This is a genomic window from Pseudomonas sp. A39 (assembly GCF_058145955.1).
On the sequence record NZ_JBYVMD010000034.1, the window covers coordinates 73719 to 82643 of the forward strand.

Consider the following 8925-nt stretch of genomic DNA (forward strand, 5'->3'; position numbering starts at 1 on the left):
AAGGGTGCCCTGAAGAAAGGAGAGGTTGCGATCAGGCCATCCTAGGGGGCAGCATTAAGACAATCAAAAAATTGTCATGGATACAGTGTCTATGCCTCGCGCCCGCTACAAGTCCCTGGTCGACCGCTTCGCCGCAGATATTCGCAGCGGGATAATGCCGCCCGGCACACGGCTGCCGACGCACCGGCAACTGGCCGCCGATCATGGCCTGGCCCTGGTCACCGCCAGCCGGGTGTACGCCGAGCTGGAAGCCATGGGCCTGGTCAGTGGGGAAACCGGGCGTGGCACGTTCGTGCGCGAGATCGCGTTGCCGCCGGGGCAGGGCAGTGGGCAGATGACGGTGGCGGCGGGGATGCTGGATCTCAACTTCAACTACCCGTCGCTGCCTGGCCAGGCGGACCTGCTGCGCACGGCGTTACGCCAATTGGCGTTATCCGGCGACCTCGAAGCGTTGTTGCGTTACCAGCCTCACGCCGGCCGCCTGCACGAGCGTGCTGCGTTTGCGCGGCATGTGCTCAGCAGGGGGCTCAGCGTGGAGGCCGACCAAGTGCTGCTGGTCAGCGGCGCCCAGCACGGCTTGGCGGTGACGATGATGGCGTTGCTCAAGCCGGGGGATGTGATCGCGGTGGATGCGTTGACCTATTCAGGGTTCAAAGTGTTGGCCGAGACCCTGCACTTGGACGTTGTCGCGATCCCGGTCACGGCGGCCGGCCCGGACTTGGACGCGCTGCACAAGCTGTGTCGCAAGCGCTCGGTGCGTGCCGTGTACAGCATGCCGACGCTGCACAATCCGCTGGGCTGGGTGCTGAGCCTGGACCAGCGCCAGGCGCTGGTGGCGATCGCCCGGCAGCACAACCTGATGATCATCGAGGACGCGGCCTATGCGTTTCTGGCCGAGGACGCTCCGCCGCCCCTGGCTACCCTGGCGCCGGAGCGCACGGTGTATGTGGGCGGGCTTTCGAAAAGCGTCGCGACCGGCCTGCGGGTGGGGTTTGTGGTGGCGCCGCTTGAATGGGTCAAGGGGCTGGAACGCAGCATCATGGCCACCACCTGGAACGTGCCCGGCGTGATGAGTGCTATGGCGGTGGCCTGGATCGAGGACGGCACAGTGGCGCAGTTGGAAGCGCAAAAGCGCCGTGATGCCCAGGCGCGCCAGGCCCTGGCAGCCCAGGTGTTGAAGGGCCTGGCGTACACCTGTCATCCCTGTTCGTATTTCTTGTGGCTGCCCTTGGCGGAAGAGGCCCGCGCCGATCAGGTCGCCATGGCCTTGCAGCGCGAGGGCATTTCCGTGTCAACCGCCGAGCCGTTTTCCGTCTCGGCCCATGTGCCCCACGCACTACGGCTGGCCTTGGGGTCGGTGGACATGGCGGCGTTGCGCGAAGCGTTGCTGACGGTGCGCAAGGTCGTGCAGTGGTGAGCCAGGCGGCTCACCGCTAGCCCTCAGAATTTAAACGCCTGGCGACCGATCAGCAGCCAGTGGCCTTTCTGCTTTTGCCAGATCTGGAAGTTCTCGATTTCGGTGGGCACTTCTTTGCCGCTGTTCACTGCCAGGGCGGAGAAGTGGTTGCGGACCAAGGCGGTATCGCCACTCAAGGTGATGGTCTGTTTCTGCATTTCGAGGGTCTTGAAGCCGCTGCGACCGGTCTCGATATCGGCGATGAATTCCTGCTTGTTCTGGATCTTGCCGCTGGAGTGGCCGTAGGTAAGGTTCTCGGCGGTCAGGCTCTGGAGCTGCTTGAGGTCTTTATGCAGCATCGCTTGGGTCAGGTGGTCGACCGCTTGGGCGACGTCTTTATCGGCGGCGGGGGCTGCGGCCACGTAGCCGCTGAACAGGCACAGAAAACCGATCAGCACTTTGACTTTTTGCATGGGTGTTTCCTTATTGTTGTTGGGGGTGGGACAACACGTTACCGCTTATGTCGTCGTACAACATTGCAATACTCTTGTGCCGTTTGGAAAGTAAAATTTCGGATATTTACACGGTGCTGAGGGTTTGCTCGGTCTCGATATTTCATTGTTCTTGTACGATGTCTCATCACTGGTTAAAAATGGCGTCCCGTCTAACAATAAAATAACGGAGACACACCATGGATTCTTCCTCTTCGCCTGCCCGGACCGACCACAGTCGCCGCGTTTTCCTGCAACGTTCCCTGGCGGTTTCCGCCTCCGTGGCAGTGCTGGGCAACCTGCCGCGCCTGGCAGATGCCGCTGAGCCATTGAGCCAGCGATACCCAGACCCCTTGGTGAAAGTGCTTGATGACAGTTTCCTGGAATTGCGCCTGTTCAATGCCAGTGTCGAGCGACTGGCGACCGGCTTGCGTTGGGCCGAGGGGCCGGTGTGGATCGGCGATGGCCGCTACCTGCTGCTCAGCGATATCCCCAACAACCGCATCGTGCGCTGGGACGAGGTGACCGATAGCCTGTCGGTCTACCGCGAAAACGCCAATTTCTCCAACGGCATGTGCCGTGATCGCCAAGGCCGGCTGCTGGTGTGCGAAGGCTCGACCACCAGCCAAGAGGGCCGGCGCATCACCCGCACCGAGCACAACGGCAGCCTCACCGTGCTGGCGGACAGCTTTGACGGCAAGCCCTTCAATTCGCCCAACGACATCGTGTGCAAACGGGATGGCTCGGTGTGGTTCACGGACCCGCCGTTCCAGACCGGCAACAACTACGAAGGGCACAAGATCACGCCCACCCAGCCCCATGGCGTCTACCGCATCGACGGTGACAGCGGCAAGGTCACGCGGGTGATCGACGACCTCAACGGCCCCAACGGCCTGTGCTTTTCCCCGGATGAGAAGCTGCTCTACGTGGTCGAAGGCCGGGCCAAGCCCAACCGGTTGATCTGGGCCATCGACGTGAATGACGACGGTACGCTGGGCGCCCGTCGCAAGCATATCGAAGGCCTGGAGTACGCGGCCTTGGACGGCATCAAGTGCGACGAGAGCGGCAACCTGTGGTGTGGCTGGGGCGGCAACGGCGACCCCAAGGCCGACTTGGAAAAACTCGATGGCGTGCGCGTGTTCAATCCGCAGGGCAAGGCTATCGGGCATATCTCGCTGCCGGAACGCTGCCCCAACCTGTGTTTTGGCGGCCGTGAGGGTAACCGCCTGTTCATGGCCGGCAGCCATTCGATCTATGCAGTGTTCGTCAACACGCGTGGCGCCGATTTCGGCGGCTGACCGCAAAAAAAACCAGGGTGAGCGTCGGTCGAGCGGCGCCCATCTTGGCATTTTGGCGCTATGCTGCGGGCTCCTGAGGCGTCAGAGCGTCAAGCAAATGGACTTCAATTGGCACAGCGACCCCATCACCCGCAACACGCCCGTTACCCCTCACTACAAAAACACGCAGAACGTACGCCGCTTCATGCTTGAGCACTGTGGTCCGGCATTCACGTTCGACCGGCCCTTCATGGCCTGGATTCGCAACGCTGAGCCCAAGACCCTCGGTGACGTGGTGGACGAGTGGCGGCGCCGACACGAGGATTCACGCCCATGACCCGCGACGAAAAATACCAGGCCGCGCAACAACGCCTTGGTTACCTGATGGACGAATTCAAGGTCGGTGGCAACTACACGCCCCTGGTTCGGGACGGCAACCACCTGTACATCAGCGGCCAGATCCCGCGGGTCGGCGATACCATCGTGCTGCCGGGCAAGGTCGGTGACAACCTGACCCTGGCCCAGGCACAAATCGCCGCCGGCATCAGTGCGTTGCGCTGCCTGGGGTTGCTCAAGCAGGCGCTGGGTTCGCTGGACGCGATCAAGGCGATTCCGCGCATCACCGTGTACGTGCGCAGTGCCGAGGACTTTGATCAGCAAAGTGAGGTGGCCAACGGTGCGTCGGACCTGCTGCACGAGATCCTCGGTGAAGCCGGGGTGCATACGCGCACCTCGGTGGGGGTGATGCAGTTGCCGAAGTCGGCGGCGGTGGAGATCGATATGATCGCGGTGGCGCACGGCTGAGCGACCCATGATTACCCAAGGAATGGCAGTACTGATCAATTACGCCACGTATCTGGCGCCGGGCCTGCTGTTGTTCGGCCTGTGGTTTGCACTCACGCCCAGGTCGCTGACGGCCCTGCGTATCCTGATTCTGCTGGCGGCGTTCGTGCTGATGCGCGATGTAATGACCCCGTTGGGCCTATGGTCGCTGGGCAGCGAAGTGCAGTTGGCGTTCACGGCCAATGCGTTTGTGTTGGCGGCGTTGGGCGGCTTGTCGTTGCTACTGATTGCCGTGCTGATGCGAGTGGCGCCAGACCTGTCGGCGCTGATCTGCTGGTCAAGGGGGCATCGAATCGGCGGCCTTGCGGTCGGCCTTGCCGTCGGATGCTTGATCGGTGTGCCGCTGCGCTTCTACCAGGCAATTGAAGCGTCAGCGATCCCGGGCTACTGGGCATGGCTGCCGGGTATGGTGGTGTTGGCCTATGGTGCCAATGCGTTGGAAGAGGTGCTGTTTCGCGGGTATTTGCAGGGGTATCTGGCACAGCAGGTGACGCCATTGCGCGCGGCACTGATCAGCGGTGTGGCCTTTGCGGCTTGCCATACATTCCTGGCACTGAGCGTTACTCAGTTGGGCTGGCCGGTGTTGTTGTTTACCCTGATCGAAGGGTTGGCTTGCGCGCTGGTGCGCCTGCGTTACGGTGTGCTGGCGGCGACGCTGACCCATGGCACGGCGATCCTGCTGATCGCCGTGCCCTTCATCACTTGATGTGAAATACCGACGCAAATGTGTGGGGCTTGCTGTGGTGGGGAGAGGTGCGACGATTTGACTTGTCCCCCGTCAGTATCACCGTAAGCCCAATGGGGCTGCTGCGCAGCCCAGCGCGGGGCAAGCCCGCTCACCACAGTAAGCGCGCTCACCACAGCAAGCTTGCTTCCACGGTAAGCCCTCTTGCATAGGGTTGACCGTGTTTAGCCAGCTGCTAACGGCGGCGTATGCGGCGGAATCTGGCGTTTGCTGCCGGTAGCCTCATACGCCGAGGCAAACCGCAGCAACGCCGAATCGTCATAGGCCCGCCCGGCAAACGTCAGCCCCACCGGCATGCCGATATCGGCCATCACGCCCATCGGTACGGTGACGGTCGGTACGCCCAGGTGGCGGATGGCGAGGTTGCCGTTGGCCACCCAGATGCCGTTGCTCCAGGCGATATCGGCGGAGGCTTCGTTCACATCGGCGTCCGCCGGGCCTACGTCGGCGACGGTGGGGAACAGCACCGCGTCGAGGCCGAGCGTGTCCATCCAGTCTTCCAGGTCGATCCGCCGGGTTTGCTCCAGGCCACGCAGGCCGTCGGGCAAGGTGCTGATCTCGTTCCACGGGGTGATGCCGCGTTCGGCCATGCGCACGTATTCGTCCATGCCGGCGGCCAGGTCGTCCTCACGGTTGGGCAGGGTGCCCGGGTCGTGGGGGAAGATCTTCGGCCCGTCCACATCCGCCAGGCGGTTGAGCGCGGGGTCGTTGTTGGCGCGCAGGAAATCATCGAAGGCCCAGGCGGACAGTTCCCACAGTTCATCGTGGAGAAATTCCTTGGACACCAGCCCACGGTTAAACACGGTAGGCGCGCCAGGGCGGTCGCCTTCGCAGTTGGACACCAGCGGGAAGTCCACCTCGATGACTTCGGCGCCGGCGGCTTCCAGCGCCTGGCGTGCGTCTTGCCACAGGTCGATCACGCTGGCGCGGGTGTTGATCTTCTGCCCGGTAGGGCCACCGATTCCAGGTTTTTCGCTGGTGCCGGCGTCCGGGTCGGCATTGATGTACATGCGCGGCACGCCAAAGCGCTTGCCGGCGAGGGATTCAGCGGGCACCGCGAGTTCAGCGTAGGACGCAGGGCGCACCGAAGCCACACTCGGAATCGGCACCCACGGCTGCAGGCGCCAGAGGTCGCCACGGGTGTCCGGGTCTTCGGCCACCACCACATCGAGGATTTCCAGCAGGTCGGCCATGGTGCGGGCATAGGGCACCACCACGTCCATGGTCGGTGTGAGCGGCCAGTTGCCGCGCACCGAAATCACGCCACGGGAGGGCGTGTAGGCGCACAGGCCATTGTTGGAGGCCGGGCCGCGTCCGCTCGACCAAGTTTCTTCGGCCAGGCCAAAGGCTGCAAAGCTCGCCGCCGTCGCGGTGCCGGCGCCGTTGGACGAGCCGGAGGCAAACGGCGCGGTCAGGTAGTCGGCGTTATACGGGCTTTCCGCCCGGCCATACACGCCACGCTGCATCCCGCCATTGGCCATCGGCGGCATATTGGTCTTGCCCAGGCAGATGGCGCCACCGGCGCGCAGGCGTTCGATGGTGAACGCATCACGCTGGGCGACCAGGGTGGCAAACGCCGGGCTACCGGATGCCGCGGTCAGGCCCTTGACCAGGTAGCTGTCTTTGGCCGTGTAAGGAATGCCATCCAATGGCCCCCAGGTTTCGCCTTTGGCCCGGCGTGCATCGGACGCCTCGGCTTCTTTCAGCGCATCGGGGTTGCGCACCACCACGGCGTTCAAGGCGGTGGCGGTCTGCGGACCGTCATAGGCATCGATCCGTGCGAGGTAGGCCTGGACCAGTTCAACCGCCGTGGTCTGGCCGGATTCAAGCGCGGCGCGCAATTGGGCAATGGAGACTTCGGTAACGTGCATCACTTTTTTTTCGCCGCCTTCAAGTGGGGGTATGGCGGCAGTCTACGTACAGATATTTCACAAAACCAGCGCCGCATACTCCGCATAGGCGCGGCGCATCACCTGCCAAGTGGCCTCGTCAGCGGGAATCAGGTGTTCGATCCGCAGGGAGGTGAGGGTGATGTCCTGGGGCATGCCGAAGGTAGTGAACGTGGACAGAAAGCTCAGTTCACCTTGGGCTGAGCGGACGCGCGTCAGTACCAGCGGTGGCATCTGCGCGGGCAGTTCGGTGTGGGTCGGTGTCGGCAATGTCGTCAGCAACGTGGCCAATTCAGGATTGCCCAGCGCCTCACGGGTGGCACGCTGCCAGGCCAGGGTGCGTATCTCCTCGGCATTGACCAGGTGATCGCCCAGGCCGCCCGATTGCAGCAGCGTGGTCAGCAGGTTCAAGCCCAAGGCTGCATCGGGCGGTATGCCCAGCAGTCCAAACAGCACGCCGGTACTGGCATTCGCCGACAGCACTTGCCACTGGCTGTCCAACAGGATAGCCGGGGCGGGATTGTTGGCGTGCAGCACATGGTTGACCGCTTCGCGGATCGCGGCCATGGCGGGCGAGGCGAGCGGGGTGGCGCTGTAGCGCGGCGCATAGCCGGCGGCGAGGAACACACCGTTGCACTGCTCCAGCGGGGCCTCCAGCGCCGTGAGCAGATTGTGCAAGGTGCCAGGGCTCGGCTTGGCCCGCCCGGTCTCGATGCAACTGAGGTGGCGCTGGGAAACGCCGGTGATCAAGGCCAGGTCGAGCTGGCTCAGCTTGGCGCGCCTGCGCAGTTGGCGCAGCTGCTCGCCGGCGGTAGAAGGGGTGTCCATGGCGGGATCATGACCTCCGAGGTCATTGCGAGGGGCCGAACCTTATCACTAACGTGGGCCTTCATCACTCCAAGGAAGCGACCATGAGAAGACCCTATATCGCCCTGGCGGGCCTGCTGGGATTTTCGCTGTACACCCTGGCGACGATGCTCACGGCTGAGCAGTCGCTGCTGGCCTTTGGACGCGAACTGATGTCGCGGCCGGACACCGCGCAAGTGGTGATCGACCTGTACCTGATGGCGGTGCTGGCGTGCGTGTGGATGTACCGGGATGCGCGGGCGGTCGCTGGCGTCGGTGGTGCCGTATTTTTTGCTGACGGCGGTGTTTGTGTCGGTAGGGCCGTTGCTTTATCTGGTGGTGAACGGCGGCCGCGATGAGTGAGCGTTTGCAGGTCTATGCGCTGTGCGTGCTGGTGTTGTGCCTGAAGATGTTTGCAATTTCCTGTTATCAGGGTTTTTTCCGGATACGGGCGCGGGCGTTTATCAATCGGGAGGATGCGGCGTTCTTCAGCTGTGCTGCGCATGCAGGGGAATTGCCGCAGGTGGTGAGGGCGAGTAAGGCGTGGGCGAATGATCTGGAGAATATTCCGTTGTTCTTTGTGCTTGGCGGGTTGTGTGTGGTGCTGGGGACTCCCACGGGGGCGACTGTGGCGCTGTTTGGTGGTTTTACCTTGGCGCGCATGGCGCACACGCTGATGTATCTGGGTGGATGGCAACCCTGGCGCACCCTGGCGTATGCGGTTGGGATGGCGTGTCTGTTCGGGCTGGGTGGGTTGGTGATTTTTGGGTTGCTGTGAGCGTTTTACCGCGGGCCAATGTGGGCGCTGGCTTGCGTGCGATGGGTATAGGCATCTATACACGTCTGGGTGTGGCGCTGTGGCGAGGGCGCTGGCCTGGCAGACCAGCGCCATCTAACGGTTAGGCTGCGATCCCAATGTGGGAGGGGGCTTGCTCCCGATAGCGGTGTGTCAGTCGATTCATCAGGTGACTGATTCAGCGCCATCGGGGCCTCGGTATCTACACCACTCTGGGTACGGCGCTGGACCTGTGGCGAGGGAGCTTGCTCCCGCCGGCTGCCTGACAGCTGACTACAGTCTAACTGTCACCCCGCGATTCAAATGTGGGAGGGGGCTTGCCCCCGATAGCGGTGTGTCAGTCAATTCATCAGGTGACTGATTCAGCACCATCGGGGCATAGGTATCTACACCACTCTAGGTCCGGCGCTGGACCTGTGGCGAGGGAGCTTGCTCCCGTTGGCGGCCTGACAGCTGACATGGATGCTGGATCAGACCGGGTACATATCCGTTATTTAGGTAACGGCTGCTATGGGTTCCGCCCTTACGGCGGCTCACTTTTGAAGAGCGCAAAAGTAAGCAAAACGCTCTTGCCCCAACACTCGGCACCTCGCTCACGCTCGGTGTGCCCGTAATCCGACAGGTATTTGGGGGGCCGCCGCC

General features: G+C 62.8%; 9 protein-coding genes and 1 pseudogene. 7 read left to right on the forward strand and 3 right to left on the reverse strand.

Translation table 11 applies throughout. From position 1 onward, the window contains the following. Positions 1-91: 91 nt before the first annotated feature. The gene (locus AC3ZU9_RS22920; protein WP_490091387.1) at positions 92-1417 is read left to right on the forward strand and encodes an aminotransferase-like domain-containing protein; all 1326 of its coding nucleotides are present in this window, start codon (positions 92-94) and stop codon (positions 1415-1417) included. 23 nt (positions 1418-1440) lie between these two features. Here AC3ZU9_RS22920 and AC3ZU9_RS22925 read toward each other — a convergent pair whose 3' ends face one another. After that, on the reverse strand, positions 1441-1869 hold the full coding sequence (locus AC3ZU9_RS22925) for a nuclear transport factor 2 family protein (RefSeq protein ID WP_012724613.1): 429 nt from the start codon (positions 1867-1869) through the stop codon (positions 1441-1443). A 218-nt stretch (positions 1870-2087) separates the two neighbouring features. On the opposite strand from AC3ZU9_RS22925, the gene AC3ZU9_RS22930 reads away from it, so the two are divergent. The 4 genes from AC3ZU9_RS22930 to AC3ZU9_RS22945 all read left to right on the forward strand — a co-directional run bounded on the left by AC3ZU9_RS22930 (position 2088) and on the right by AC3ZU9_RS22945 (position 4713). Continuing rightward, the gene (locus AC3ZU9_RS22930) at positions 2088-3185 is read left to right on the forward strand and encodes an SMP-30/gluconolactonase/LRE family protein (RefSeq protein WP_012724612.1); all 1098 of its coding nucleotides are present in this window, start codon (positions 2088-2090) and stop codon (positions 3183-3185) included. A gap of 97 nt (positions 3186-3282) precedes the next feature. Further along, the gene (locus AC3ZU9_RS22935) at positions 3283-3501 is read left to right on the forward strand and encodes a DUF6434 domain-containing protein (RefSeq protein WP_012724611.1); all 219 of its coding nucleotides are present in this window, start codon (positions 3283-3285) and stop codon (positions 3499-3501) included. After that, on the forward strand, positions 3498-3968 hold the full coding sequence (locus AC3ZU9_RS22940) for a RidA family protein (protein WP_064053408.1): 471 nt from the start codon (positions 3498-3500) through the stop codon (positions 3966-3968). The genes AC3ZU9_RS22935 and AC3ZU9_RS22940 overlap by 4 nt, the downstream gene beginning before the upstream one ends. 7 nt (positions 3969-3975) lie before the next feature. After that, a complete protein-coding gene (locus AC3ZU9_RS22945; protein WP_490091388.1) occupies positions 3976-4713 on the forward strand; it encodes a CPBP family intramembrane glutamic endopeptidase in 738 nt (245 codons plus the stop codon). A gap of 203 nt (positions 4714-4916) precedes the next feature. Here AC3ZU9_RS22945 and AC3ZU9_RS22950 read toward each other — a convergent pair whose 3' ends face one another. Further along, on the reverse strand, positions 4917-6626 hold the full coding sequence (locus AC3ZU9_RS22950; protein ID WP_490091389.1) for an amidase: 1710 nt from the start codon (positions 6624-6626) through the stop codon (positions 4917-4919). 54 nt (positions 6627-6680) lie between these two features. Further along, on the reverse strand, positions 6681-7469 hold the full coding sequence (locus AC3ZU9_RS22955) for a helix-turn-helix domain-containing protein (RefSeq protein WP_490091390.1): 789 nt from the start codon (positions 7467-7469) through the stop codon (positions 6681-6683). A gap of 83 nt (positions 7470-7552) precedes the next feature. Here AC3ZU9_RS22955 and AC3ZU9_RS22960 point away from each other — a divergent pair. Further along, positions 7553-7850: pseudogene (locus tag AC3ZU9_RS22960) on the forward strand (DUF2834 domain-containing protein). Continuing rightward, positions 7843-8265: an MAPEG family protein gene (locus tag AC3ZU9_RS22965; RefSeq protein ID WP_490091391.1), complete on the forward strand. Its 423-nt coding sequence runs from the start codon at positions 7843-7845 to the stop codon at positions 8263-8265. The pseudogene AC3ZU9_RS22960 and the gene AC3ZU9_RS22965 overlap by 8 nt, the downstream one beginning before the upstream one ends. Positions 8266-8925: the final 660 nt, after the last annotated feature.